This window comes from Cellulomonas sp. GbtcB1, from assembly GCF_019091725.1.
In the GTDB taxonomy this organism is placed as follows: domain Bacteria; phylum Actinomycetota; class Actinomycetes; order Actinomycetales; family Cellulomonadaceae; genus Cellulomonas.
Window position 1 is genome coordinate 1 of sequence record NZ_JAGXJG010000519.1, and the last position, 239, is coordinate 239.

At 77.4% G+C, this 239-nt stretch carries 1 pseudogene; it reads left to right on the forward strand.

Annotation, left to right across the window (positions count from 1 at the left end):
• Nucleotides 1-239, forward strand: a pseudogene (locus KVT14_RS21240) (arabinan endo-1,5-alpha-L-arabinosidase); the annotation flags it as partial.

The following is a 239-nucleotide window of genomic DNA, read 5'->3' on the forward strand; positions in this document are numbered from 1 at the left end:
GCGGCTGGGTCGCCCGCGGGGAGGTCTGGCGGGCGGAGCCGGCCGACGACTACAACGCGAGCGACGCCGGCATCGTCGAGGACGCCGACGGCACGCCCTGGATGCTGTTCGGGGCGTACTGGTCGGGGATCCAGGTGGTCGAGCTGGCCTGGCCGGACCGGCTGGCGGCGGCGGGGGCGTCGCCCGTGGGGCTAGCGAGCCGGCTGGCGGCGCCGCACGCGATCGAGGCCCCGTACGTC